This is a genomic window from Micromonospora sp. NPDC005163 (assembly GCF_053599835.1).
Window position 1 is genome coordinate 41085 of sequence record NZ_JBSFYP010000010.1, and the last position, 24253, is coordinate 65337.

General features: G+C 70.2%; 22 protein-coding genes, 4 pseudogenes and 1 riboswitch. Of the genes and pseudogenes, 14 read left to right on the top strand and 12 right to left on the bottom strand.

Annotated features, from left to right (window positions below; all coding sequences use genetic code 11):
* Positions 1-11 precede the first annotated feature (11 nt).
* The 3 genes and pseudogenes from ACWD6N_RS10000 to ACWD6N_RS10010 all read left to right on the top strand — a co-directional run.
* On the top strand, positions 12-1205 hold the full coding sequence (locus ACWD6N_RS10000) for a hypothetical protein (RefSeq protein WP_354965878.1): 1194 nt from the start codon (positions 12-14) through the stop codon (positions 1203-1205).
* On the top strand, positions 1198-1947 hold the full coding sequence (locus ACWD6N_RS10005) for a sugar isomerase domain-containing protein (RefSeq protein WP_354965877.1): 750 nt from the start codon (positions 1198-1200) through the stop codon (positions 1945-1947). The genes ACWD6N_RS10000 and ACWD6N_RS10005 overlap by 8 nt, the downstream gene beginning before the upstream one ends.
* A gap of 538 nt (positions 1948-2485) precedes the next feature.
* A pseudogene (locus tag ACWD6N_RS10010) lies at positions 2486-2976 on the top strand (helix-turn-helix domain-containing protein); the annotation flags it as partial.
* 90 nt (positions 2977-3066) lie between these two features.
* On the opposite strand, the gene ACWD6N_RS10015 reads toward ACWD6N_RS10010, so the two are convergent.
* Positions 3067-3831 carry a group II truncated hemoglobin gene (locus ACWD6N_RS10015; RefSeq protein WP_354965876.1) on the bottom strand — a complete coding sequence of 255 codons (765 nt, stop codon included), beginning with the start codon at positions 3829-3831 and terminating at the stop codon, positions 3067-3069.
* 54 nt (positions 3832-3885) lie between these two features.
* On the opposite strand from ACWD6N_RS10015, the gene ACWD6N_RS10020 reads away from it, so the two are divergent.
* Positions 3886-4302, top strand: coding sequence for a winged helix-turn-helix transcriptional regulator (locus ACWD6N_RS10020; RefSeq protein WP_354965875.1), 417 nt, complete (start codon positions 3886-3888; stop codon positions 4300-4302).
* A gap of 36 nt (positions 4303-4338) precedes the next feature.
* On the opposite strand, the gene ACWD6N_RS10025 is transcribed toward ACWD6N_RS10020, so the two are convergent.
* Complete coding sequence (locus ACWD6N_RS10025; RefSeq protein WP_354965874.1) at positions 4339-5724, bottom strand: hypothetical protein; 1386 nt, start codon at positions 5722-5724, stop codon at positions 4339-4341.
* 474 nt (positions 5725-6198) lie between these two features.
* On the opposite strand from ACWD6N_RS10025, the gene ACWD6N_RS10030 reads away from it, so the two are divergent.
* On the top strand, positions 6199-8268 hold the full coding sequence (locus ACWD6N_RS10030; RefSeq protein ID WP_354965873.1) for a hypothetical protein: 2070 nt from the start codon (positions 6199-6201) through the stop codon (positions 8266-8268).
* 55 nt (positions 8269-8323) lie between these two features.
* Positions 8324-9916, top strand: a complete 1593-nt coding sequence (locus ACWD6N_RS10035; RefSeq protein WP_354965872.1) for a hypothetical protein — start codon at positions 8324-8326, stop codon at positions 9914-9916.
* Between the two features lie 180 nt (positions 9917-10096).
* Here the strand turns inward: ACWD6N_RS10035 and ACWD6N_RS10040 are convergent, their stop codons facing one another.
* Together ACWD6N_RS10040 and ACWD6N_RS10045 are read right to left on the bottom strand one after the other, a co-directional pair.
* On the bottom strand, positions 10097-10621 hold the full coding sequence (locus tag ACWD6N_RS10040; RefSeq protein WP_354965911.1) for a YfbM family protein: 525 nt from the start codon (positions 10619-10621) through the stop codon (positions 10097-10099).
* A gap of 51 nt (positions 10622-10672) precedes the next feature.
* Positions 10673-10789 (bottom strand): annotated as a pseudogene (locus ACWD6N_RS10045) (RNA polymerase subunit sigma); the annotation flags it as partial.
* A 379-nt stretch (positions 10790-11168) separates the two neighbouring features.
* A riboswitch (cobalamin riboswitch) is annotated at positions 11169-11382 on the top strand.
* Between the two features lie 197 nt (positions 11383-11579).
* On the opposite strand from ACWD6N_RS10045, the gene ACWD6N_RS10050 reads away from it, so the two are divergent.
* A complete protein-coding gene (locus ACWD6N_RS10050; protein ID WP_387330319.1) occupies positions 11580-12026 on the top strand; it encodes an acyl-CoA thioesterase in 447 nt (148 codons plus the stop codon).
* A gap of 3 nt (positions 12027-12029) precedes the next feature.
* The gene (locus tag ACWD6N_RS10055) at positions 12030-12656 is read left to right on the top strand and encodes a LysE family translocator (protein ID WP_354965870.1); all 627 of its coding nucleotides are present in this window, start codon (positions 12030-12032) and stop codon (positions 12654-12656) included.
* 62 nt (positions 12657-12718) lie between these two features.
* On the opposite strand, the gene ACWD6N_RS10060 is transcribed toward ACWD6N_RS10055, so the two are convergent.
* From ACWD6N_RS10060 to ACWD6N_RS10080, 5 genes are all read right to left on the bottom strand, one after another.
* Entirely contained in the window at positions 12719-13378 is a 660-nt protein-coding gene (locus tag ACWD6N_RS10060; protein WP_354965869.1) for a DUF2306 domain-containing protein, read from the bottom strand.
* 98 nt (positions 13379-13476) lie between these two features.
* Complete coding sequence (locus tag ACWD6N_RS10065) at positions 13477-14139, bottom strand: response regulator transcription factor (RefSeq protein WP_354965868.1); 663 nt, start codon at positions 14137-14139, stop codon at positions 13477-13479.
* Positions 14136-15215 (bottom strand): sensor histidine kinase, encoded by a 1080-nt coding sequence (locus tag ACWD6N_RS10070; protein WP_354965867.1) that lies wholly within the window; start codon positions 15213-15215, stop codon positions 14136-14138. The genes ACWD6N_RS10065 and ACWD6N_RS10070 overlap by 4 nt, the downstream gene beginning before the upstream one ends.
* 196 nt (positions 15216-15411) lie before the next feature.
* Positions 15412-16083 (bottom strand): response regulator transcription factor, encoded by a 672-nt coding sequence (locus tag ACWD6N_RS10075; protein WP_354965866.1) that lies wholly within the window; start codon positions 16081-16083, stop codon positions 15412-15414.
* Entirely contained in the window at positions 16080-17348 is a 1269-nt protein-coding gene (locus tag ACWD6N_RS10080) for a sensor histidine kinase (RefSeq protein WP_354965865.1), read from the bottom strand. Before ACWD6N_RS10080 ends, ACWD6N_RS10075 begins: the two co-directional genes overlap by 4 nt.
* 154 nt (positions 17349-17502) lie before the next feature.
* Here ACWD6N_RS10080 and ACWD6N_RS10085 point away from each other — a divergent pair, with 154 nt between their 5' ends.
* From ACWD6N_RS10085 to ACWD6N_RS10095, 3 genes are read left to right on the top strand one after another with little or no spacing between them, the layout of a single operon-like run.
* A complete protein-coding gene (locus tag ACWD6N_RS10085; RefSeq protein ID WP_354965864.1) occupies positions 17503-18468 on the top strand; it encodes an ABC transporter ATP-binding protein in 966 nt (321 codons plus the stop codon).
* Entirely contained in the window at positions 18465-20036 is a 1572-nt protein-coding gene (locus ACWD6N_RS10090) for a hypothetical protein (RefSeq protein WP_354965863.1), read from the top strand. Before ACWD6N_RS10085 ends, ACWD6N_RS10090 begins: the two co-directional genes overlap by 4 nt.
* Positions 20033-20827 (top strand): ABC transporter permease, encoded by a 795-nt coding sequence (locus tag ACWD6N_RS10095; RefSeq protein ID WP_450004665.1) that lies wholly within the window; start codon positions 20033-20035, stop codon positions 20825-20827. The genes ACWD6N_RS10090 and ACWD6N_RS10095 overlap by 4 nt, the downstream gene beginning before the upstream one ends.
* A 27-nt stretch (positions 20828-20854) precedes the next feature.
* On the opposite strand, the gene ACWD6N_RS10100 is transcribed toward ACWD6N_RS10095, so the two are convergent.
* Complete coding sequence (locus ACWD6N_RS10100; RefSeq protein ID WP_354965861.1) at positions 20855-21664, bottom strand: metallophosphoesterase; 810 nt, start codon at positions 21662-21664, stop codon at positions 20855-20857.
* 87 nt (positions 21665-21751) lie between these two features.
* Here ACWD6N_RS10100 and ACWD6N_RS10105 point away from each other — a divergent pair.
* The 3 genes and pseudogenes from ACWD6N_RS10105 to ACWD6N_RS10115 form a co-directional block, all read left to right on the top strand.
* A pseudogene (locus ACWD6N_RS10105) lies at positions 21752-21844 on the top strand (NAD(P)-binding domain-containing protein); the annotation flags it as partial.
* Between the two features lie 25 nt (positions 21845-21869).
* A pseudogene (locus ACWD6N_RS10110) lies at positions 21870-22211 on the top strand (NAD(P)-binding domain-containing protein); the annotation flags it as partial.
* Positions 22203-22604, top strand: coding sequence for an NAD-binding protein (locus tag ACWD6N_RS10115; RefSeq protein ID WP_450004673.1), 402 nt, complete (start codon positions 22203-22205; stop codon positions 22602-22604). The pseudogene ACWD6N_RS10110 and the gene ACWD6N_RS10115, both read left to right, overlap by 9 nt.
* Positions 22605-22675: 71 nt before the next feature.
* Here ACWD6N_RS10115 and ACWD6N_RS10120 read toward each other — a convergent pair whose 3' ends face one another.
* Positions 22676-23122 carry a DUF6069 family protein gene (locus ACWD6N_RS10120; protein WP_354965859.1) on the bottom strand — a complete coding sequence of 149 codons (447 nt, stop codon included), beginning with the start codon at positions 23120-23122 and terminating at the stop codon, positions 22676-22678.
* Between the two features lie 26 nt (positions 23123-23148).
* Positions 23149-24192, bottom strand: coding sequence for an RNA polymerase subunit sigma-70 (locus tag ACWD6N_RS10125; RefSeq protein WP_354965858.1), 1044 nt, complete (start codon positions 24190-24192; stop codon positions 23149-23151).
* Positions 24193-24253 lie beyond the last annotated feature (61 nt).

The window sequence follows — 24253 nt, forward strand, 5'->3', positions numbered from 1 at the left end:
CCGGAGAACCCATGGGTGGGTACGTCGACCGCTCCGACGGCGTCCAGAACGTGCTCGACCCGCTGGAGGTCCATGTCGTGACCTTCGCCGACGAGGGCCACCGGTTCGCGTTGGTGGTCGCGGACCTGATCTGCGTCAACGTCGACGTCGTCGACCGTATTCGGACCGCCCTGCGCGACGTCGGCGTGCAGTCCTGCTGGGTCGCCGCCACGCACACCCACGCCAGTCCCGAGGCGGGCTGCAGTCCCGGCGGCGACGCCACGCCACGGCACCTCGCCGACCGGCTCGAAGCCGCATCGCTCGTGGCCGCGCGATCCGCCATAGCTTCCGAGCGTGCCGCCAGACTCGACTCCGCCCGCACGTTGGTCCCCAAGCTGGCGGGTCATCGCAACATCGCTGACCCGGGTCCCCTGGACATTCCCGTCGACACCATTGTGGTCACCGCAGGTACCGACGTGGTGGGGTTGGTCGTGGTCTCGCCGGTCCACCCGACCATCCTTCCCGCCGACAACAATCATGTGAGCGCGGACCTCAACGGCGGCATCCGCCGGGCGCTGTCCACGCCTGACAGGTGGGTGGTCGTCGCCACCGGTGCGGCCGGTGACATCAGTACCAGGCACACCCGTCAGGGGCGGGGGCTTGACGAGGTGGATCGGCTCGGCGTCTTGCTGGCGGACCGGGTCGAACCGGTGTCGCCACGCGTCAGCAGGGGTACCCCGACGCCGGTACGTCCGCCGGTCTCGCGAACAGTGGCGCTTGCGCCGAAACAGCGAGCTGAGCTTGACGTCGCTGTGCGTCGGGCCCCGCCGCCAGGGAACGAAGACGAACGTATCCACCGGGTTCTGCAACAGGGACTGCGGATCGCGGAGGAACAGGCCGCCCGCCAGCGCACGGAACCGTATGTGATCGACGTAGAGGCGGTGGACCTCGACGGGGTCACGGTGGTGGCCGTTCCCGGCGAGCTGTTCCTGGAGCTGGGCGAAACGATCCGTTCCGCAGCGGCGGACCAGGTTAGGGACATTGTGGTCCTCGGCTATGCGAACGGCTACCTCGGCTACCTACCCACCCGTGACACGCAACCCTGCTACGAAACCTATGCCAGTCCCGTCACCTCGGGCAGCGGCGAGATCATCGTCGAGACCGCCGTGGAGACGGCCGTAGAGGCCGTCCGAAACCGTGAACAACCCAGGAGGATCAGTGCCTGAGCCCGCCTACGCCAACATCGCCCGGACCGCACTCGAACAGGTCCTGGCAACACAACTCGACGCCATCGAGGCAGCGGCCGGGCTCGTCGCCGACGCCATCACCGCCGGGGGTGTATTACAGGCGTTCGGGACCGGCCACTCGCGAATCGTCGCCCTCGAACTCGCGGCGCGTGCCGGCGGGCTCGCCGCCGTCAGCATGCTCGCGGTCAAGGATCTCGTGATGTTCGGTGGCGCCGAACCGGGGCCGATCCTTGATCCGACGTACGAGCGCGAGTCCGGCCTGGCCGAGCGGATCTACCACCTCGCCGCGCCCTCCGAGCACGACGCCTTCCTGATCGTTTCCAACTCCGGCATTAACGCCGCCGTCATCGAGATGGCGGCGCTGGCCCGCAAGCACGCGCATCCGATCGTGGCGGTCACCTCACTGGCACACACTCGCTCGGCCGGTGCCCGTTCGACACACGGACCGCATCTCGCTGACTTGGCGGATGTGGTCATCGACAACCGCGCCCCGGCGGGGGATGCGGCATTGGAGATCACCCCAGGAGTTCGGATAGGGGCGGTTTCGTCGCTCACCGGAGTCCTCATCGCGCAGCTGCTCACCGAACTGATCTGCGGTCAGTTGCTGGGCCGCGGCATCGATCCACCCGTCCACGTGTCCGCGAATCTCGCTCAGGGCGACGCGCACAATCGCGTCCTCTATGAGCGGTACCGCGATCAGGTCCGCCCGATTGAACCCTGACCCGCCACGGACGAAGGCCTCCAGGCGCCGGGGGAGGAGGTGAGACGCTCGGTCGGGATGGCCGAGTCGACGTGTGCTCCCAGAGAACACCGAAGTAGTCACGTCGCCAGCGACCCAAAAGATTGTCTACGCTGCCGGCCCCGCTCGCCGCGTTCTGTTCGAGGTCGAGTTGGCCTTTCAGCATGTCGTTGACCGACCCGGTGAGCTGCAGATTGTGTTGAATAGGTGCTTGTCCGGGCGTCGGGTGCGTTTGCTACGACCGTCGTAGCAAACGCACCCCACGCCCGGCTGTCAGTCGAGTCCGCCCCGGCGTCGGCTGAGTAGTAACTCCGTGAATAGGACCGTTGAAGGGCCTCGGCCGGGCAAAGGCCGCAGCGGTGGCCGTCGAAGTGAGCACCATCCAGGTGCAGCATCTGCTGGCCGCGACGACACCGGCTACGAGCCGGCAGTCGGTCTCTGCCTCGTTACGGCTTAGCCGGGCAGATCGAAAAGGTCGCCGAAGCGAATGCGAGCGCCGAGGGGACGTCTCGTAACCCGGCTGCTATCCCATGAGGACGGTCATCGAAGATGTCGTGGTGTAGGTGATCTCCTCAGCCGGCCGGAGTGGATCTTCCCGTTCACCGGTCTGCAGCCCGCCCAGTTCCGTAAGCTGGTGCGCTTGGTTGCCGAGCGTGGCGGGGACGCCATCGCTGACGGTTGGTCGGAACGGCAGTGGGCCGTCGACCTGCCCGACCGGGTACTGCCGGTCGCGGCGTACTGGCGCACCAACCTGACGATGCGGCAGATCGGGCCGCTGTTCGGGGTGTCCACTCCGCCGCCCACCGGGTCATCGACACCTTGGGTCCGCTGCTGGCCCTGGCCCCGGTCCGCCGGTGCCCGGTCGATCAGATCGCGATCGTCGACGGCACGCTGATCCCTACCAGGGACCACCGGCTGGCCGCGCGGAGCAAGAACTACCGCTACTCGACCAATCTGCAGGTCGCCATCGACGCCAGCACCCGCCTGGTCGATCCGCAGCCAGGCAACAGGAAATCGCCACCTGGCAGCGGTCCTCCTCCGTCCCGTTGACCGCGACCCGGCCGGACGGTCCTGACCGGTTGGCACTGCTGGCAGGGCGGGTCAGCCCTGGTATGGCGGTGCCACACCCCAGCCCCACCGCGGCACGGGCGCCTCCCGCGCCGGGTTCGCGCCGGGCTGCGAGTTGCTCAGTGCGAGCCGGGTGCCCCATTCGACGTAGCCGGCGAACGCCGCCCGGAATTCGGGGTCGGCGGGCAGGCCCACCTCGTCGGCGGCGTCCATCATGAGGTTGACCCAGCGCCGGCGTTGCGGCTCAGTGATGGCCTTGCCGAGGTGGTGGTTCAGCATGGTCGGATAGCCGCCGCGCTCGGCGCTGTACGTCGCCGGGCCGCCGAACACCTCGGCCAGCCACGTCGCCACGTGCCTGGCATGGTCGGGGTCTATGTGCGCGAATAGCGGCGCCAGCAGGTCGTCGGCGACCACCAGCTGGTAGAACGCGTCGCACAGCCGCACGAACGCGTCCGTGCCGCCGGCCCACACGTACAGCATGGGTGGTGCGCCGCCACCGGGTCCGGCGACCGGCGTCGGTGCGTAGTGGGTCATCTCCTCGATGTCCTGGACGTAGGGGCGGATCTCGGCGAAGAACGCGCCGAAGTGCGGCCCGCCCCGGAAAGCGCGGAGGTGGTCGTCCGCGGACGTCCAGGTGATGCGCAGGATGTACCGGCAGGGATCATCCATGCTGCGCATGAGCTCGTAGTCGACACATTGCGGCGCGGCGCGTAACGCGGCGGCGGCCCGATCGTATGCGGCCTCGAAGCCGTCCAGCCGCTCCTGCGGCAGGCGGTACCTGATGTACTCGGTCACCATGGGGAACAGCCCAGCACACCCGGATGTGATGATCAAGTACGCACCATTGGGTGCGTGCCCGGCGCGGAGGTGACGATGGCCGAGCGGTATCGCTGCCCGGTGGAGCTGACCGTCGACCTGCTAGGGGGCAAGTGGCGCACGGTGATCTTGGCGCACCTCAAAGAGGGCGTGCACCGGTATGGGGAACTGCGCCGGCGCATGCCCGGCGTGAGCGAGAAGATGCTCACCCAGCGGCTACGAGAACTTGAGGCGGACGGCCTCGTCGCACGGCAAGATCACGGGACCGTCCCGCCGCACGTCGAGTACTGCCTCACGGACGAGGGCCGCAGTCTGGCGCCGGTCTTGCAGGCGCTCTATGACTGGGGCGCGGAACGGGCCACCCGTTCCGGCATGCAGATCGACGACCATGGCTCAGTGGTCGACGTCGCCCCTCGGACACAATTAGTACATGATCCACTTGGGTGGGCCTGAGCGAATATCGGATCGGCGGACGTGAGGCACAGACCCTCACCGGAGGGCGCTGTCGAGGATGCGCCGAGGCAGGTTCAGCCACCACGATGCCGCGGCTCGGGGTTCGGCAGGAAGGGTGGCGTCGTTCCGCACGAGCTGAAGCATCCGCTCGTTGCGTGCGATGCCCAGCGCGTAGACCAGTCCAATCAAGGCGGTCGCGTGGGTGTTGCTCCGGTTCTGTCGCCACCGGCGGGTGTGGTGCTCTATCGCCTGTCTCCAGTAGTGATCGCTGCTGCGGCCACCGATGTGCCCGATCGCCTGAGTGGCGGCGAGGGCGATGACCGAAGGGAGCCCGGTTGCTGTGGTCAATCGTTCGATCATGGGGCGCTGCTCCGACGTACCGACGATCCGGAGCGCCTCGATGATGGTCAGCGCCTCTTCCGTCGGGCCGCTGGCGGCGCTGATGGCCAGCTCGGAGGCGAGCGCCGCGGCGAGAGGCTGACGATACGGCGTGCCGGAGAGCAGCATTGCGGCGTACATCCGGACGTCGAAGACCGGGCTGAACAGCATCTCGTCCAACAACGCCGGGAGCAGCCGGTCGTGGAAATTGGGCACCACGAACGGTGTCCGGACCAACGTCGCGCCCACGAGCCGGGTGACCAGTACCCGGGCTGCGTCCTCGTCGGCAGGGCGTTCGGCCTCCAGCGCCGGCCGGGCCGGGGCGAGGGTCAGCGCCCGGCCGAGTTGCGCCGTGGGCCGTGCGGAGTCCGTTGGCAGCCGCCGTAGCAGCTCGGCGGCGAGCGGCTGCGCCCTCTCGTAGGTGGCAGGGTCGAGCACCAGGTCTTGGACGACCGGTAGGAGCCGCTGTAGCTGCGGTCTGGTGAAGTGTCCGTACCGCAGCTTCCGGACGCAGCCGAGCAGGGCTCCGTACTGAGCCCGGTCGTTGGTGGGGTTGGCGAGTTGCGCGAGTAGGTGCCGGCTCGCGTCCGGATGAGAGCTGCCGTCGAGGATGCTCACCGTCTCGACGAAGACCTGACCCGTTCGGTCGGCCGCGAGGTCGGCGCAGGCGGCGATGGCGGCCTGTTGGCCGACGGGGTGAGCCAGGAGTCGATTGAGCGCTTCGTGACGCTGCATCCATGCCAGCCCGTCGGCGATGATCATCTCTGACAGCAGTCGCTGCGCCATCTCGCGCCAGGCCGAGTGTGGCGTGATGACCTGGCGGGGGGCCGCAGCCAGCTGTGTGGTCAGCTCGTCCCATTCCGACCCGGTCACGATGCTGTCCGAGAGGATGAGCTCCAACAGTTGCTCAATGCGCGCCAGCTTTTCGGTGGCGTGCGGATTTGCACCTCTGGCTAGCAGGGGAGAAGCGCTGACATCCGGTGCGAAGTAGCGGTAAATGGTGTCAAGAAGTGCAGTGAGACTGCCGTCAGGAAGGTCGAGCAACTGCTCGTAGCGCCGTACGGCCAGGAACGGAACACGTACCGCAGCCGTTTCCCAGCGGGAAATACGGTAGACGCTGGTGCGTTCCTGCCAGCAACCGCCCTGGAATGCGTCCGCGAACCCGGTGGCTGCCGCCCAGTCTCGTTCCTGCCCATGCAGCCGGTTGACGCGGAGCAGCCATGCGGCCCGGTCCTGGTGCGGTGGCCAGCCGGGTCGGACGGGTGTCTGGCGCGGTGAGCGGGGCGGTCGGCCTCGACGCCCAGTGAGTCGACTCCGCTCCCCACAGCGCATTTATTGCACGCCGTTCAGCGGAGTGTAACAGCGCAGCCACGAACTGACACTGAACGTACCTTTGACTGACCGCCCAACCAGGACCGCCAATATCCGAGTGAAAGCTCCAGGTCGAGTCGCGGTCATTTCGCCATGGATTCGGTGTTGGTTGGCAAGGGGTGGCCCGGACGTCAGCAGGGAGGACGGATGGAGATCATTCGCACCAGGAAGGTATCCGAGCTGGTCGCACCGGCCGGGTCGATGTCCCGTATCCCAGCGCAGCGCGGCGACACCGAGGGCGTGGGTCCCGAGCCGGTCCAGTCACCGCGTATGCCGTCGCTAGTGCAGGCGATCCGGACCGTGCCGGTGCCGGGGGCGCCGCCCCCGCTGTCCCGCGAGGGGGCCGCCGTAGGTCTCGCCTTCCTCGACATGGCGTTGCGGCAGAACCACATTCGCCGGCTCACCGAACGGCTCTCCTTCGTCGAGCACGGCGTGGCGAGCAGGACCACCGAGGTGGACGTCCGGTTGAGCCTGCTGGACCCGAGCCAGCGCGAGGCCAGCCACCTGTTCCAACGCCTCAGCAGCCGCAGCGCCCGCGACCCGGAACAGGAGCAACCCGCTACGCCCACCATCTGGGTACCGGTGACGCGCATCTCGAGGTTGAGCGTCTCGCCGATCGACGTCGTTGACGCGGCCGGGAACAAACTTCCCCGACTGACCCAGTACGAGACGTCCCGACTGCTCGCGTCGGGTCTGTACCGACTGTTGAAGGGCATCCTGTCCAGCCGGCCGGAGTCGCGCCAACCGTCCAACGTGAGCCGGCTACTCCGCGAGGAACAGGCCCGATGGCTGCTCCAGGCCGCCCTGCTCGCGCTCTTGACCGAACGCAGCAGGCCGTTGGGTGACGTCGAGCAGGGCGAGCACCGCATCCTTCGGCCCCCGCCAGCCGGCGCCTCCGAAGCCCACGACTGCCGAGAACTCGTCGTGTCCGTGCTGCGCCAGTACGAGCCGCAGCTCGAGTCGTACGCGGACCTGCTCGACGTGGCCCTCAACAACTACCTCCTGGTCACCGCCCTCGACCTGACCAAGGACGACCACCTGCTGAGCTACGACGCGCCGGTACATCTGAGCGAGCAGGGCCGCGCCGCCGACCGCGCCAGCGTCTGGTCCCGCTCGACTTCGGCCCGTTACCGCATCCAGTACCTGGCGCGGATCCCCGCGAGCCTGCGCTCCTACCATGTGGTCGCCGAAACCGAGCCCGGCGTCCATATCGAGGCGATGTCTCTCGTGACCGACGTGGACGAGGCGAACGCGACGGAGTTGACCGCGGATCTGCGCGCCCTCGCGGACCGGCAACGCAGGCACAAGCCGGGGCGGCAGACCGAGGCCCGCCTGCTGGAACTCGAACTGCAGTCAGCGCTGGGTCGCCTCTCCGAACTTCTCCGATCCCGGCGATGGGACGCCAGCCAGGCTGGGCTGGAGATGACGGACGCCGCGCTTCGGGGCAGCAGCCGGTTGGCGGACCTCTACCTGTCGGCTGAGCCGCTGGTCAACGAGCAGGACAGGATCGAGGCGCCCCTGCTGACCAACCCCACCCTGACCGCCGACAATCTCGATCAGGCGGCCGACGAGATCGAAGCACAGCAGCTCGGTTCCGACTTCTCCGTGGAGAACGACCAGGCGAGCAGCCGGGCGCACGCCTACTGGCGGCGCACCTCACCCCGATCGTCCGACGGCGAACACACCTCCGTGACCTGCACGCTGACCCTGCGAGACGCGACCGGGGTGCGCCCAGGCAGCGTCATCGCCTTCGCGCTCGCCGTGGCCACCACGATCTACCTCGTCGGCGCTCTGCTCGCGGGAAGTCCGTGGCCCTACGGCCGTTTCGCCAACGGTTCCTCTAACGCGGACGCGGTGGTCGCGGTACTTCTGCTGGTGCCCGGATTCCTCTACACGAGGCTCGACCTCCCGATGCGACACACGATTCTCGGGCACCTTCGACGACAGTCCCGGCGCCTGGCGCACCTGTCCATCGCGTCGGCCGTGGGAGCCTCCGCGGTCATCGCCACCGACGTCCACGGCTCCGCGCTGGGCGGGATGCTCGCCCTGACGACGGCGCTTCCGCTTCTGGCGGCGGCAATCCTGCACCGGCGCCTTGCCAAGCACCGCGACCTCGCACCCGCGCGCCTGTCCGCTCCGAGATGGCTTCTTACGCCGGCCGCCAAGCCAGTGCCGACGGACGCCGTTTTCCAATCGACTGGATGGCATCATGAGTGACGAAGAAGAAGCCTCCCCCGCCGCGTTGGCCGATCTCGCCCGAGCTGGATTTCTGATGGCGAGGCAGTCCCTGATGCAGGTGAACTTCGAGGTGCACCACGTCCTGGATCGGGGCGGCTACCTTCGTGACCTGTTCGACGACCGGGTTGCTGCCGGCCGGTCTCCGCTACCGCAACCCGACCATGGCGTGGCGAACGGCAGCCGCGAAGCGCCGCCACCACCGGGCCAGACTCCGCGCGAGACCCTCTCCGCCGCCGCGCACGGGGTCGGGCTGGTCATCGGGACGTACGTCGGCGCACTCCCGCAGGGTATGCAGCGTCGGCGCCGGGGCAGCGATCTTCCGGTGGCACTCAGAGTCGATGACCGGTCGTCCGACTCGTGGGTCTTCCAGGGCACCGCGTGGCCCAACCCGACCTTCATCTACGAGTCGGGGCAGAAGTTCGAGGGCCTCATCCTGATTCAGGAGAAGACCACCCGGCGGTCGAGCTTCCAGAGTCGGGCGATCGCCGAGTTGATCGCGGAGGTATCGAGGATCGCCGCCGAGCACAAGGCACCTCTACTGTCCGTGCAGGGCCCGGTTCAGCTGCCCGCTCGGCCCGACGACGGGGAATGGCCGGTACCGTCCGTCGTCGCGGTGCGTTTCGCCATGGCGCTCCGACGTGCCGGCGCCGAACGGCGCCTCAAGCTCTCCGAGGCGTTCGCGGAGTTCGCCGGCAAACGCGGTTACGGGTTCTGGCGGGCCGACATCCGGCCGGGCCACCGGCAAGGCAACTGGTATCTGGTCCGCCCGCACGACCGGTCGAGGGCCGAGAAGTACGCGGCCCGGGCCCGATGGGACGACGTGGAACCGCGGTGTTCCCTGCCCATCACCTTCGTCGGACCCGCCCGCGTCGGATCGACCAGCGCGATCATGTCGTACCTTCGCGAGTTCCCCGAACTGGGCGTGCTGGCCTGCTCGATCATCTCGCTGGACGACCTCGCCTTCATCCACCTGCAACTCGCCGTCAACCGGCTCCCACCCGGAGGAACCCAGGAGTTCGAGAGCGACCTGCGCCGTCGTGTCCGATCGGCGGGCGGGGACGACATGGAGGGCCGGACCAGTGCTCCGCAGGAGTTGCTCCCCGAGATCCTGCCGCTGGTGACGGGAAACGGCAATGGCAAGCCCGGCCTTGACAAGCTCACCGGCCTGACTGACCGCGCAGGCGACTATCAGGTCCTCACCGGGCCGACCATGCTCGTTCGACACGAGGGGAATGACCGCATCCCACTCTGGTTCTCCTGGCGGGCCGCGGGCACCGACGACGGTCTCGCCGCACCCCTGATCGCCTTCATGGACGCACTCGCGGTGACGGGCCTAGCTCCCGCCCGCGGGGGAGCGAAGGAGATCGGGGCCCAGCCGAATCTCGACTACCTGGTGTGCCGGGATGTCGGCGAGTCGACCCTGCGCGGGCGAGGGAAGATCACTCTTCCCCGCCGTGTCCTCCGTCAATTCGCGGACACCAGACCCGACGTCATCGGCCCCCGGATATCCACCAACCTGGAGGATGCCTGGCGCGTGGAACTGGGCCGATACGCGCTACCGGGCGGCGTGGAAGTCTCGGTGGCGTGGATGGAGTACCGCCTCAACAACTCGACAACCTTGATGTGATCCCAGCCGGTGCGGACATCAGGGCATGGTTGTCGGGGTTGCCGCGCCGACGGGGCCGCCGAAGACCACCGCGCCATGACCAGCGCATCCGCTGCGGTGACCTCTTCGGCGGACCCGAAGGGGTCGGCTATCGCCGTCACGTGACTGGCCCTGACGCACCCTATGCCGATGAGCGTGCGTTCAGTCGAGCCAGCAGATCACCGCATCGCCGTCTTTGGCGGCTGCGGCGAAGAAGCTTCGGGCGCCTGGCAGATAGTGCGCCACCCACGCCAGCTCGCCGGGTTTTTCCCAGGTTCCAGGGTAAATCTCGGCGCGCTTCAACTCCTGCGGGTCGACGCCGCGGATGAGATCGTCTTCGGTGAGTGCGGCCAGTTGCGAGGCAGCACCCGCTACCTGGACCGGTGTCAGATAGGAGGGCGGCCCGTAGCCCCAGTCGTCCTCGAGGTTTTCGAGGAAGTCGAACATCTCGTCGCTGTCGGGTTCGACGTCTGGCAACTCCACGAACCTCTCGGCTCCCAGGACCAGCGGAATCCCGAAGCCAAGCCGGTCGAGTAGGAAGTCGAGCCCGTTCCATGCCTTGTCGGTGGCGGTCCAGCGTCCGGAGTTGTCGTCCCGTTCCGTCATCGCGATCTCGTAGGCCCAGCCGAGGTTGGTCCTGGCACATTCCAGTTCGTCCGGGGAAACGCGCATCCAGTTGCCGTTCATGCTCACGACGCCAGCCTAGAATCCGGCTGCGACAGTTCCCGCAACAGCGGGCGCGGCGAGGAAACGCCGGACCTGCTGCTGCGTGGCGCGGATGAACCGAGCTGCCGCGTCATGGTCGCCCCGACCCGCCGCGAGGGCCCACGCGGTAATTTCGTCACCATCCGTCACCTGGTACCTCCGTGTCCGGTGCCGCCGGCGTCAAGGGCTACGACATCCGCGGCCAAACAATACGACGGGTTGTAGTAGGTGTTCGGGTGAGCGTACGGGACGCCTTTCGCGGCCCCCGGTCACCGGTACGCGCGAATGGTGTCGCTGGATCAACCCGGTGCCGGTCAGCGACACCTCGAATGGCCTGGTCGCTGCCCGGGTCTGCGCCGGTGGCGGCGCGGCCGCGGCGTACGCGCCAGGTACGTGGTGGTCGACGCCCAGGACGAGGGGCAGTTGCGTGCGGTCAAAGAAGACCACGAATTTGAATATCTTCATCATGTGGATGACGACGCCCGCTCTGCCTCGCGGTCGCGTTGGTTGGGCTGCGTCGCGGACCCGCTATGCTCCTGACGGCGCTGGTTCGCCCGGTCGTGACTGGCTGGGCGTCGTAAGAGGGAACCCGGTGTGAGTCCGGGACTGCCCCGCAGCGGTGAGTGGGAACGACCGCCGTCATCAGCACTGGGCCAGAGGCCTGGGAAGCGACGGCCAGTAGGAGACCGGCGCAGCCGGCCATGCCCGCGAGTCCGAAGACCTGCCCGTGCCGCGTACACAACCGTGTGCGCTGCCGTCGGCCTCGCGGGTGGGCTGGGCGGGTGACGTGCCGCGCGCGCTGTGCGTGGGTGCGTGCTCGTCAGCGTGTGTCCGCGTTCCGACGGTGTGGTTTCCCGAGGGACGGACTACCGCTGTGCACGACACCGCCACGATCGCCGGCCGAGCGCCGTCGGCGTCACACCTGACCCTGTCGCAGATCATGGATCAGCACCACACCAACCTCATGGGTACGGTGCACGGTGGCCGGATCCTCAACCTCATCGACTCCGTCGCCGGGGTGGTCGCCGCCCGCCATTCCGACGGACCGGCCGTCACCGCCGCCATCGACGAGACCGCGTTTCTCCGGGCGGTCCGGGTTGGCGACGTGGTCCATGTGGACGCTCGCATCACGTGGGCCGGGCGCAGCTCGATGGAGGTTGCGGTCAAGGTGACCGCTGACCGGTGGGACCGGGCGGTGCCGCCCACCGACGTGGCCACCGCGCACCTGGTGATGGTCGCCATCGATGACAACGGCCAGCCGCGTACGGTGCCGCCGCTGCTGCCGGAAACCGACGGAGACCGGCGCCGGTACCGAGAGGCGGAGATCCGCCGGGAGCACCGGTTGACTCTGAGGCGGGCGCTGCTTGACGGCGCCGGGGAGGGCTGAGACGTGCTCGGCCTCTCCGTGCCGGCATTGGCCGGCTACCTGGCCGCGATCGTCGTCCTCATGGTGACTCCCGGCCCGGACATGATGTTCGTGCTGGCCAACGCCACCCGCTACGGCACTCGCGCCGGGGTGGTGGCCGCGCTCGGCGTCGCCGCGGGGGAGGCGGTGCATGTGGCGGCGGTCGTCTGCGGTCTCGCCGCGGTGATCTCAGCCTCGCCGGTGCTGTTCACGGCAATCCGCTGGCTTGGCGCGGCATACCTGATCATCCTCGCGGTGCAGGCCCTGCGTGGCGCCGGCACTTCGGCTTCCGATGCGTCGCAGCCCGGTGGTCGTGCCGGGCGCGCCTTCCTGCGTGGACTGGTCACCAACCTGCTCAACCCCAAGATGATTTTGTTCAGCGTGGCGTTCCTGCCCCAGTTCGTCGATCCGGCGGCGGGCAACACCACCGCCCAGCTGGTGCTCCTTGGCGCGCTGTTCGTCACGGTGCAGCTCACGGTCGACATCGCCTTGGGCGCGGGCGCCGGGCGACTCGCCGGCCGCCTCGCCGACGGCCGCTGGCCGCGGCGGATCAACCGAGTCTGCGCGGTCGCGTTCGTCGCGCTCGGACTACGACTGGCGGTCGGCTCGTAGCGGCGGCAGCCAAGTGGCCGGCGGATTCGGCTCGTCGTCCCCGGGGTCGCCGTCGGACGATGTCATCGGGCAGCAGCACGCGGCTGACGAGCCGGTCGAGACGACGTTGCGCGGGCCGGACGACGCAGGTACCACTCGGCCACGGCAAGGTTGATCAACCAACCGGCGAGCACCAGGCCGGCGCGAACGTTCCCATCGGGCTGTTCGCCGGTCGCGACAAGGTACGGCGCGTGCGTGAACGCCTGGGTGCCGGCGCCGAGGCCGATCGCGTAGCCGCGCACCATCCAGCGGCGGTGCTGGGCGAAGTGCCGGCGTAGCGCGGCGGCGAGGCCGAGCAGGATCGAGCCGGCCATGGCCGAGCCGAAGACGAGCCGCATGCCGGCGAGCACGTCGTTGTCATGGGCCGGAAGGTCGTACGCGAACGCCATCCAGACGCCGGAGAGCGCGACCGTCAGTCCGCAGGGGACAAGCACCCGGCCGGCGAGGCGGTGCCAGCGGCGACGGCGCAGGCCGGGTACGAACTGGAAGGCTCCGAGAGTCGTGTAGACCACCGCGCCGACGATGTGCAGCACCACCGGCAGCGGGTCGGCGACGAAGCGAGCGTTCGCCGGGGTGACCTCCGGTCCGGTGCCCAGCTCGGTGAGCCGTCCCGCACCAGCGATCATCGGTATCAGGCCCAGCAGGATCAACGCGGCCGGTAGCCGCCACTCGCGCATCGTCATGCCATCGATGGTGGACGCGGCACCCGCCCCGGCTCATCGGCACATGGGCCGCAATCGGGCCGGCCCATGGTCGTACGCGGTCGTCGTACTTGTGCCGGTCACCAACGCGTCCGACGGCGGTTGGTCTCGTACGCCCACATCGCCACCTCGACCCGGTTACGCACACCGAGCTTGGTCATCAGGCTGGTGATGTGCGACTTGACCGTGCTCAACGTGATGTAGAGCTCGTCGGCGATCTCCTTGTTGGTGCGTCCCCGCGCGACGGCGACCAGTACCTGCTCCTCCCGGTCGGTGAGCGCCTCGATGGGCTGCTTCGGCGGCGCGGCTGGACCCGCGTCGGCGAACGCCTTCAGCAGCCGCGTGGTGACGCTCGGCGCGATCAGCGCATCCCCGTTGGCGGCCGCGTGCACGGCCTGGCTGAGCAGGTCGGGGCCAGCCTCCTTGAGCAGGAAGCCGCGGGCGCCGGCACGCAGTGCCGCGTACACGTACTCGTCGAGGTCGAAGGTCGTGATGACGACCACGGCGAGCGGCTCCGGGACCGATGGCCCGGCGAGCGCCCGGGTGGCCTCGATGCCGTCCATGCCGGGCATGCGAATGTCGAAGAGACACACGTCGGGGCGGAGTCGCTGGGCGAGCTCGACCGCCTGACGGCCGTCGCCAGCCCCACCGACGACCTCGATGCCGGGCTGAGTGTTCAGGATGATGGTGAGGCCGGTACGGACGATCTCCTGGTCGTCCGCGACGAGCACGCGTACCGTCACGCGCCGGCCCCCTCGCGCGGGAGCACGGCCGTGACGGTCCACCCACGGTCGCGATTGGGGCCGGCCTCGCAGGTGCCGCCGAGCAGGTCGGCGCGCTCCATCATGCCCACCAGGCCGAAACCGGGCGAGCCGGTCGGGCGGGCGGCGCCGGCGTCGCCGTCGTCGCTGACCCGCAGGCGTACGGAGGTGTCGTCGGCCGCGACGCTGACCTCGATGCGGGTAGCGTGGCGGGCGTGGCGACGGGCATTGGTGACCGACTCCTGAGCCAGGCGGTAGAGCGCGGAGCCGACCGTGGGCGGAAGGTCGCCGAGATCGCCGCGGAAGTCCACGTCGACGGCCGGCCCGGTGCGGAAGCGGCCGGCGAGCCGCTCGATGTCGGCGACCTGCGGGCTGGGTCCCAGGTCGGCGGGCTGGTTGCGGCGCAGGACGCGGACCATCGCGCGCATCTCGGCAAGCGCACGGGACGCCTCGGCCTCGATGACGCGGAGCGCCTCGACGGCGGCGCCGGGCTGGCTCGCCGAGGCGGCGATGCCGGCCTGGGCGCGGATCGCCATCGCCGACACGTGGTGGGCCACCGTGTCGTGCAGGTCACGGGCGAGCCGCTCGCGCTCCAACAGCTTCACCTGATCGAGCTCGCGCAGCAGGGCGGCGGCGCGGAAGCGGATCGCGGTGCCCAGCGTGGCGGCGGCGAACATCACCGCGAAGCCGGCGACCAGTTCGCCGCCATTGATAGAGCCGGCCAGGCCAGCGGCGACCACCTTGGCGACCACGAAGAACGAACCGATCACGGCATCCCGGCCGGAGCCCCAGCGGAACATTGCGGAGACCAGCAGGACCAGGAAGCTCGCCGTGAACATCTGGCAGGCATCGCCGGGCAGCACGAATGGGCCGACCGTCGTGAAGCCGAACGCGATCGCCACCATCGCGAGCGGCTCCGTACGCCGCCACAGGAGTGTGGGCAGCAGCGCGAGCGCGACGACGACGCAGCCCACCCGCCACGGCAGATCAGGCCAAAAGACCCCTTCCACCACGATCGCCGGAGCCAGGACGGCGATCAACGCCCAGTCGCGCCACACACGGGACGGAGCATGTGGCACACGTGGCTCGGCCAACACAGCGTGCAGGCGAGAGTGCATAGGACCATCGTACGAACGGTGGTGCGACTCCAGATCGGTCCAAAGTACGACTGATTTGTGACTTCTCATCGGAGGCCGGCTCGTCTCTCGCGGCCAGCTACACCGGCCACGGTGGCCGCGGGCCTGCACGGGCCGGTCAGCCCGGGTTGCCGCGCGGGATGACCAGCCCGGTCTCGTAGGCGACGACGATCGCCTGCGCCCGGTCCCGCAGGCCCAGCTTGCCCAGCAGCCGGCTCACGTGCGTCTTGACGGTCTCGTCGCCCACCACGAGCCGCTCCGCGATCTCCGGGTTGGACAGGCCTTCGGCGAGCAGTCGCAGCACCTCGGTCTCCCGTGGGGTGAGCACGCCGAGCGGGGTGAGGGGCCGGGGCGGTCGCGGGCGTATCCGCGCGAACTCGCCGATCAGCCGCCGGGTCACCGTCGGCGCGAGGAGCGCCTCGCCGGCCGCGACGACCCGGACGGCGTCGAACAGTCGCTCGGCGGTGACGTCCTTGAGCAGGAAACCGCTCGCCCCGGCGCCGAGGGCGTCGTAGACGTGCTCGTCGAGGTCGAACGTGGTCAGGATGAGGACACGGGGTCCGCCGGCGGCGGCGAGGTGCCGGGTGGCCTCGATGCCGTCCATCACCGGCATCCGCACGTCCATGAGAACCACGTCGGGCCGCCGCTCCCGGCAGATCCGCACCGCCTCCGCGCCGTCGGCGGCGCTGCCGACCACCGTGAAGTCCGGCTGTGTGTCGAGGAGTGCGGCGAAGCCGGCCCGGACGACCTCCTGGTCGTCGGCGACGACGACCCGCACCGGCCCGCTCATCCGTCCGCCCCGGCCGACTCGACGACGGTTGCGGCGCGTCGGTGATCCGCACCCGGGACCGCGGTCGCCTCCTTGGGCAACGGCAGTACCGCGTCGACCAGGAAGCCGCCGCCGGTCGGCGTCGGACCGGTCCACAGCTCGCCGTTGACGGTGGCGACCCGCTCGCGCATGCCGAGCAGGCCGTGTCCGACCTTGGCGGCCCGTCCGGGGGCCGGCCCGGGGCCGTTGTCACGGACGCGCACGCGCAGCGCATCGCTCGTGTACGCCAGTTCGACGTCGACGGCGGCGCCAGGCGCATGCCGGCGGACGTTGGTCAACGCCTCCTGCACGATCCGGTACGTGGTGAGCTGCACCCCCGGATCGAGCGGGATGACCCGGCCGCGCACGAGCAGTCGCGCGCCCGCCCCGGTCGAGTTGCGTGCCTCGTCGAGCAGTTCGGTCAGCTGCCGCAGGCCGGGCTGAGGGGTGCGGGGCTGGCCGGTCACCCCGGGCTCCTCGGTATCGTCGCGCAGGACCCCGAGGAGCCGACGCATCTCGGTGAGCGCCGCCCGCGCCGTGTCGCCGATCGCGAGGAGGCGTTTCGCTCCGTCGGGCGGCAGGCCCGGTGTGGTCAGCCGAGCCGTCTCCGCCTGCACCGCGATCATCGATATGTGGTGAGCCACGACGTCGTGCAGCTCGCGGGCGATGCGGGCGCGTTCGCCCCGCGCCGCGTACGCGAGCAGGGCCTTTTCCGTCGCCTGGCTGGACTCGTCGCGGACCGCGGCCTCAGCCCGGGCCCGCACGGCGGCACCCGCGCCGGCCGCCCCGACTGTCGCCGCCGCGACGGCGAAGGCGAACATCCGCCCGTCGACGCCGCCGCCCGGCGGGCCGAGGAGCGCGTAGACGGCGAACGGCGGTAGGAACCAGCCGGACACGGTGGCCCGACGGCGCCGCCCTACCAGGTACAGCGCGGCGACCTCGGCGACGAGCACCGCGATCGGCGGCCGCGGGTACAACGCGAGCGTGAGCGTTGCCGCCGCCGTTGTGATCACGGTGGCCGACACCGGCCGACTCCGCAGTAGTGCCACCGGCGCGGTGGCGCAGACGGCGAGGAGTAGCGCGGCCGGCAGCAGGGCACTGGAAACCGCGTCGCGCAGGACGGTCTCGACCATCGCGGCGAAGCCGAGCAGCGCCGCGGCGGCCGCCGGCAACTCGGGCAGGCTGGTGACCCGTCCGACGAACCACCCGACGGCGGCAGCCGTCCGCCCGTGCGTTTCGCCCCGCATGCCACCATTCTCGCCGCCCAGCCGATCCACCGCGTCCCCCGGTGTCCGTCCCCCGCGCGGGGGAGCCGCCGCCGCGATGTCACCCGGGCCCGGTCCCGGAAGACGGCTCCGTACGGGGACGACCGGGCCGCGCCGGCCGCCTAGCGTTACTGCCATGACCGAGTCTCCCCCGTGCAGCCCCGGCGTGACGATCGAGGTGCGTGGGCTGCGCAAACGGTACGGCTCGACGGTGGCCGTCGACGACCTGTCGTTCACCGTCGAGTCCGGCATGGTGACCGGGTTCGTCGGGCCGAACGGCGCGGGCAAGTCCACCACGATGCGGATCATCCTCGGCCTCGACACGGCCGACGAGGGCACTGCGCTGGTCGGTGGCCGGCCGTACCGAACGCTGACCAGGCCGCTGCGCACGGTCGGCGCGCTGCTCGACGCGTCCGCAGCGCACCCGGGGCGTAGCGCCCGCAACCACCTGCTCTGGCTCGCCCGGTCCAACGCCATCCCGGCTCGGCGCGTCGACGAGGTACTCGACTTGGCCGGGCTCGCGACGGTCGCGAAGCGGACGGTCGGCGGGTTCTCCCTCGGCATGCGGCAGCGTCTCGGCATCGCCGCCGCGTTGCTCGGTGACCCGGCCGTGGTCATCTTCGACGAGCCGATCAACGGACTCGACCTCGAGGGCATCCAGTGGATCCGCGGCCTGCTGCGGTCGCTGGCCAACCAGGGCCGCGCGGTCCTGATCTCCAGCCACCTGATGAGCGAACTGGAGGACACCGCCGATCACCTGTTGGTGGTCGGCCGCGGCCGTCTGCTGGCCGACACGACCGTTCGGGAGATGGTCTCTACGGCGTCCGGGGACCGGGTCGCGGTACGGACGGGCATGCGCACCGAGGCCATGACGACGCTCGCCGACGCGGGCGCGCTCGCCGCCATCACCGACGGGGAGACGGTGATCGTTTCCGGGCTGCCGGTCGAACGCGTCGTCGAGTTGCTCACCCGCCGCGGGGTGACGTTCACCGGCGTGTCCGCGCACCGGGCGTCCCTTGAAGAGGCGTACATGGAACTGACCCGCGACGCGGTCGAGTTCGGGGCCGCCACCGGCGGACGTGACGGGCGGGATGCCCGATGACCACTGTGCACCACGGCGCGGACCCGATACCGGGCCCCGGGCACCCCGGCTTCGGACGGCTCCTGCTGTCCGAGTGGACGAAGCTGCGCTCGGTCCGTCGCTGGACGCTCGCCCTGCTGGCCGCGCCGGTGTTGACCGTTCTCGTCAGCCTGCTGGCCGCCGCGGGCAGCGGACCCGGCAACCCGGACTCGATCGTCGCGGGCCCTGACGGCACCTGGGTGCAGGACCGGTTTCACTTCGTGCACCGCCCGCTCACCGGCGACGGCAGCGTGACCACCCGGGTCAGCGAGACATCCCTCGACTTCCGTGCTTCTCAGGATGACGCACAGGACAAGCAGATCGAGCTGCCCACGTGGACCAAGGCAGGGCTCATGATCAAGGATGGCGTGCGGCCCGGAGCGCGCTACGCCGCGGTGATGGTGACCGCCGGGCACGGTGTCCGGCTGCAGTCGAACTTCACGACCGACGTCGCCGGCCCCGCCGTCGGCGCGCCGACCTGGCTCCGGCTCACCCGGGTCGGCGCGACGATCAGCGCGTTCCAGTCGGCGGACGGCGTTTCCTGGACGCCGGTCGGGACGGTGACCGTGGCCGGCCTGCCGCAGACCGTCGAGGTCGGGCCATTCGTCACCTCACCGCCCGCGTTCCTGGTGCAGCGGCAGTTCGGCAGCGGCAGCGTCGTCCAACTCCCGACCTTCACCCGAGCGATGTTCGAGCGGCCCACCCTGGAGCCCGTCGGCGCACCAGGCGCCGAGCCCGGCGAGCCGGGGCGCGGCTGGCAGGACGACGAAATCAACGACGCCCCCGTACCGGACATCAAGGAGTCAACGGCCACGTCGCCCGGCGCCGCATGGGTCGGCGACCGGTTGACGCTCACCGGTACCGGCGACGTCGCGCCGCGAACGACGTCGGAGGACACCGTCGCGCAGGGCCTCACCGGCATTCCCGTCGGTCTGGTCGCGACCGTCGCGGTGGCGGTCCTGTTCGTCACCGCCGAGCACCGGCACGGCATGCTGCGCACAACGTTCATGGCAACTCCGGGACGAAGGCGGGTCCTGGCAGCCAAGGCGCTGGTCGTCAGCGCGGTCGCGTTCGTCCTCGGACTGGTGGCCGCGGTCACCGCGCTGCTCGTCGTCGGACCGATCCAGCGGCGGAACGGTTACCTGCCCCCCAGGTATCCGGACTGGTCACTGACCGATCCAGCGGTGCTGCGGGCGGTCATCGGCACCGCCGTCGTGCTGACCGCGATCGCGGTCTTCGGCCTGGCGCTCGGCACCGTGCTGCGTCGTGCCGCGGGCGCGGTCGCCACCGTCATCGTGCTTCTCCTCCTGCCGCAGCTGCTCGCCACCGGCCTGCCGGGAGCGGTTGGAACATGGCTGATGCGACTGACACCGGCCGCCGGGTTCACGATTCAACAGACGACCCCGCACTACGACCACGTGTCGCGCATCTGCCTGCCGCAGGACGGCTGCGCCTACGACCAACCCTGGGCCGGGCTCGCCGTCGTTTGCGCGTACGCGGTGGCGATGCTGGTCGTGGCGCTGTGGCTGGTCCGCCGGAGGGACGCATGAGCACGCTGGACGCGGTCCGCGCGGAATGGACGAAACTGCGGACGGTGACGAGCACGGTCTGGCTGGTACTCGCCGCCGTCGGAGGTACCGTCGGCATCGGCGCGGTGGTCACGGCCGCGGCCAGCATCACCAGGTGCCCGACGCCGTCGACCTGCTTCGAGGACCTGCCCAAGCTCAGCCTCACCGGTGCCGGGTACGGCCAAATCGCTGTGGTCGTGCTGGCCGTCCTCATGATGAGCGAGGAGTACGGCACGCGCACGATCGGCGCTACCCTGGCTGCGGTGCCACGCCGGTGGCGGGTGTACCTGAGCAAGGCGGCCGTCCTCACCGGCGTGGTGGTCGTCCTCGGCGGGCTCGGCGTCCTCGGCGCGCTGCTCGTCGCCCGGCAGGTCCTGCCCGGCAACGGCTTCAACGCCGCCAACGGCTACCGTTCGCTTTCGCTGGCCGATGAGCCGACGCTGCGGGCGGTGTACGGCAGCATGCTGTACCTCGCTCTGGTGGCGCTGCTGAGCTACGGCGTCGCCGCAGTGTTACGCGACACCGCCGGGTCCATCGCCACGATGCTCATCCTGCTGTACACCGGGCCGACCCTGAGCGCAGTGGTCACGGACGCCCAGTGGCTGAAGCGCATCGACCGGATCTCACCGATGTCCGCCGGCCTGAAAATCCAGGCGACGAGGGCACTGGAGTCGCTGACGATCGGACCTTGGCAGGGCCTGGGCGTCCTGGCCCTGTGGGCGGCGGGCGCACTGCTGATCGGCCTGCTGTCGCTGCAGCTGCGCGACGCGTGATCCGACGGGTGGTCGCCCGCTCGGCGCTCATCCGCCCTCGAGTCGGGTGACCAGGATCCGGCCGCCCTCGTACACGCCGCCATCGATGGCGAGGACGCGGCCGTCGGCGTACCGCAGGGCCTCGCGCACCTCGTCGGGGGCCACCCCGAAGTGCTTGGTGAGCGTGCTGTGCCCGTGCACCAGCACCTCGCCACCGTACGTGCCGAGCATGGTGGCCACCGGGTCGTCGGGCTTGGCCGGCTCGCTGTCCCGGAACGCGCCACGGTCGCTGATCTGCCGGCAGAACGCCAGCCAGCCGGCGGCGTCCCGGTTGGCGAGCGCCTCCGCGATCCCGGTGTTGACGGCGGCGACGCTGTCGCCGAACTCCAGGTAGCGGGTGGTGTCGGAATGCACCAGCAGGTAGTTGTCGACCACCGCCATGGCCGGCCGGGAGACGATCCACGAGATGTGCTCGTCGCCGAGCCGGCGCAGGTCGTCGTCTCGACCGCCGAATCGCGCCCAGCCACCCCGGAAGCCGTCCCGCTGCGGCCAGCCGGGCACGGTGGTGGTGTCGAAAAGGTACGCCGCGAGCAACTGCACCTCGTGGTTGCCCAGCAGTGCCTGCACCTGGCCGCCGACGGCGGCGGCCTGCCCGGTCAGCCGCCGTACGTCGTCGATGACCCCGATGCCGTCGGGTCCGCGGTCGACGTAGTCACCAAGCAGCCACAGCCGCGCGTCTGCGCCGGACCAGTGCCCGGCCGCGTCGGTGAGGCCGGCATCGTGCAGCGCGTTCCGCAGTTCGGCACGGTGGCCGTGCACGTCGGCGACCACGAAGAGCGGCGTCCGGTCGACAGTCACCCGCCGAACCCTACCCGCGACCGACCGGCGGGCGAGGGCGGTGAGCGGGGTGGGCCGCGGAGCATCAGGTGACGCTAGGTTGTGCGGATGACACGCATCGGATTTCTTGGCCTCGGCCGGATGGGCTCCCTGATGGCCGGTCGACTGGTCGCTGCCGATCACGAGGTGACGGTCTGGAACCGTACCGCCGACAAGGCGGCGGCACTGGTTGCAGGCGGGGGCCCGGGTCGCCGCGACCCCCGCCGAGGCGGTCGCCGGCGCCGAAGTGGTGATCACCATGCTGACCGGCCCGGCCGCCGTGGACGCGGTGCTCTTCGGCGACCACGGTGTCGCCGCGGCGCTCGACCCGGACGCGACGCTGGTCGACATGTCGACCGTCGGCCCCGACCACATCGCCTCGCTGCACGATCGACTGCCCAACTTGGACCTCGCGGACGCCCCGGTCAAGGGCAGTTTGCCCGCCGCCGCAGCCGGCGAGTTGGCGATCCTCTTCGGTGGCAGCGACAAGACTCTGGCCCGGGTGAGCGAGGTGCTGGAGGTGCTCGGCAAGGTCCAGCATGTCGGGCCACTGGGTGCGGGCGCGGCCGTCAAACTGGTGGTCAACGTGGCACTGTGCGGCTCCTTCGTGCTTGTCGGTGAGGCGCTGGCGCTGGGCGATCGGCTCGGGCTGTCCACCGAGACCACCTTGGCGGCGCTGAGCGGCACCGCGCTCGGCTCACTCGTGCCGCGGGTGCGCGCCCGGCTGGACAGTCCCGAGGCGCCCACCCAGTTCTCGTACGGATTGGCCGCGAAGGATCTGAAGCTGGCGCTCGAGGCCGGCGCGCCGGCGCAGGGAGTGATCGCCGCCGCGCACCAGCAGTTCGCCACCGAACTGCCCCGGCTCTCCGAGAGCGACATCGGGGAGATCGTCGCGGTGCTGCGGCGGGCCGCGACCCGCTGAATGGAGGGCAGCAGGACACGTTGGTGCGCTCGGGTACGCCCTGCGCCGCGCGTTGTCCCGTTGCGGGGTCGTCAATCGGTCCGGGCGCGGAGGCTCCGCGCCAGGGTCGGGATCATCACCGTCGCGGGGACGAGGTGTAGCCCGAGGAGAGCGGTGGTGGTGGCGGCGTTCGCCCCGGCGAGGAGAGGCGGGATCAACGAGATCGCGGTCAGCGACACTGCCGCCCACACGAATCGCTCGGCAGGACGAGCGCTCCAACGAAGAAGAGCGACGGCAATGACGACGCCCACGACCGAGAAGAAGCCGGTCACCACGGCGAACCCGGACAACGGGATCGTCTCGCCGCCATCAGGGATCTCGAAGTCGACGCCAACGGCCTGGGCGAGCGCAGCGGCGAGGGTGGTGGCCACCATCGCCGCGAGCGTGGCAAGGAAGCCGGTGACGGCGAGCCCGCGGAGTCGGCGGGTGCGGCTGGTCCGGCCCGATGCCGGGCCTGCGACGACGCTGGTGTCATCCATGCTGTTCATGTCGTTCCTCATCGGGACTACTCCGTGCCGTCAGCCGGCAGGCGCTCCGGCAGCCCGAGCCGCGGGAACTGGTCGTCGTGGAAGGTGATGATCTCGGTGATCGCCCCGCCGGTGACGCGCAGCACGTCGACCGTCAGCGGCAGATACGCGCCCTCTCGCTTGCGCCAGAGGTAGAAGGCGATGGCGGGCTGCCGGTTCACGGAGGTGGGGACGCCGCGCAGGCCCTTCATGCCCACGAAGCCGTCCTCGACCCAGTCGTTCACCACCGCGTCGCGGCCGACGAACAGGCCCGGCGTGGGCGGCATCGAGCAGCGGACGTCGTCCCGCAGCATTGCGGCGAGCCTGTCGATGTCCGTGGCCACGCTGGCGTCGGTGAAGCGGCGCACCAGCTCGCGCGTCCCGGCGTCCATCTCGTCGCCGGTCCAGTCCTGCCGCTCGGCGGGCAGGTGCTCCCGCATGCCGGCGCGGGCCCGCTGCAGCGCGCTGTTCACGGAGTTGACGGAGTCCCCGAGCAGCTCAGCGACGTCCTTCGCCGGCCAGCCGAGCACGTCCCGCAGAATCAGCACGGCCCGCGGGCGCGGCGCGAGGTGCTGGACTGCGACCAGGTACGCCAGCTCGATCGTCTCCCGCGCGACGGCGACGGTCTCCGGCTCGTCCGCGTTGCCCGCGGGCAGCTCGTCGAGCAGCCGGTCCGGGTAGGGCTGCAGCCACAGCACCTCGCCGCCGGTCGCGGGCTCCGGGCGGCACTTGGCGAGCAGGTCCAGGCAGGCGTTGGTGGCGATCCGGTACAGCCAGGCCCGGAACGTCGACCGCCCCTCGAAGGTCTCCCGCCGCCGCCAGGCACGCAGGAACGTCTCCTGCACGGTGTCCTCGGCGTCCTCGAACGACCCGAGCATGCGGTAGCAGTGCACGTGCAGCTCCCGCCGGTGCCGCTCCGCCAGCCCCGAGAACGCCCGCTCATCGACCTCGCCCAGCCCGCTCACGCCCAGCCCGCTCACGCCCAGCCCGCTCACGCCCAGCCCGCTCACGCCCAGCTCCTCCAGCCGCGTGTCCGCACCCATCACGTCATCCTTCCGCCTCGTCGTGTCCCGTCATAGGTGTGACGGGTACGGGCGCGACAAC

Coding starts and splice junctions, on each gene's coding strand:
- ACWD6N_RS10000 (WP_354965878.1), top strand. CDS start 12: ATGGGTGGGTACGTCGACCGCTCCGACGGCGTCCAGAACGTGCTCGAC.
- ACWD6N_RS10015 (WP_354965876.1), bottom strand. CDS start 3,831: ATGGTGACCGAGTACATCAGGTACCGCCTGCCGCAGGAGCGGCTGGAC.
- ACWD6N_RS10030 (WP_354965873.1), top strand. CDS start 6,199: ATGGAGATCATTCGCACCAGGAAGGTATCCGAGCTGGTCGCACCGGCC.
- ACWD6N_RS10035 (WP_354965872.1), top strand. CDS start 8,324: ATGGCGAGGCAGTCCCTGATGCAGGTGAACTTCGAGGTGCACCACGTC.
- ACWD6N_RS10040 (WP_354965911.1), bottom strand. CDS start 10,621: ATGAACGGCAACTGGATGCGCGTTTCCCCGGACGAACTGGAATGTGCC.
- ACWD6N_RS10050 (WP_387330319.1), top strand. CDS start 11,580: ATGGATCAGCACCACACCAACCTCATGGGTACGGTGCACGGTGGCCGG.
- ACWD6N_RS10060 (WP_354965869.1), bottom strand. CDS start 13,378: ATGACGATGCGCGAGTGGCGGCTACCGGCCGCGTTGATCCTGCTGGGC.
- ACWD6N_RS10075 (WP_354965866.1), bottom strand. CDS start 16,083: ATGAGCGGGCCGGTGCGGGTCGTCGTCGCCGACGACCAGGAGGTCGTC.
- ACWD6N_RS10080 (WP_354965865.1), bottom strand. CDS start 17,348: ATGCGGGGCGAAACGCACGGGCGGACGGCTGCCGCCGTCGGGTGGTTC.
- ACWD6N_RS10085 (WP_354965864.1), top strand. CDS start 17,503: ATGACCGAGTCTCCCCCGTGCAGCCCCGGCGTGACGATCGAGGTGCGT.
- ACWD6N_RS10090 (WP_354965863.1), top strand. CDS start 18,465: ATGACCACTGTGCACCACGGCGCGGACCCGATACCGGGCCCCGGGCAC.
- ACWD6N_RS10095 (WP_450004665.1), top strand. CDS start 20,033: ATGAGCACGCTGGACGCGGTCCGCGCGGAATGGACGAAACTGCGGACG.
- ACWD6N_RS10120 (WP_354965859.1), bottom strand. CDS start 23,122: ATGGATGACACCAGCGTCGTCGCAGGCCCGGCATCGGGCCGGACCAGC.
- ACWD6N_RS10125 (WP_354965858.1), bottom strand. CDS start 24,192: ATGGGTGCGGACACGCGGCTGGAGGAGCTGGGCGTGAGCGGGCTGGGC.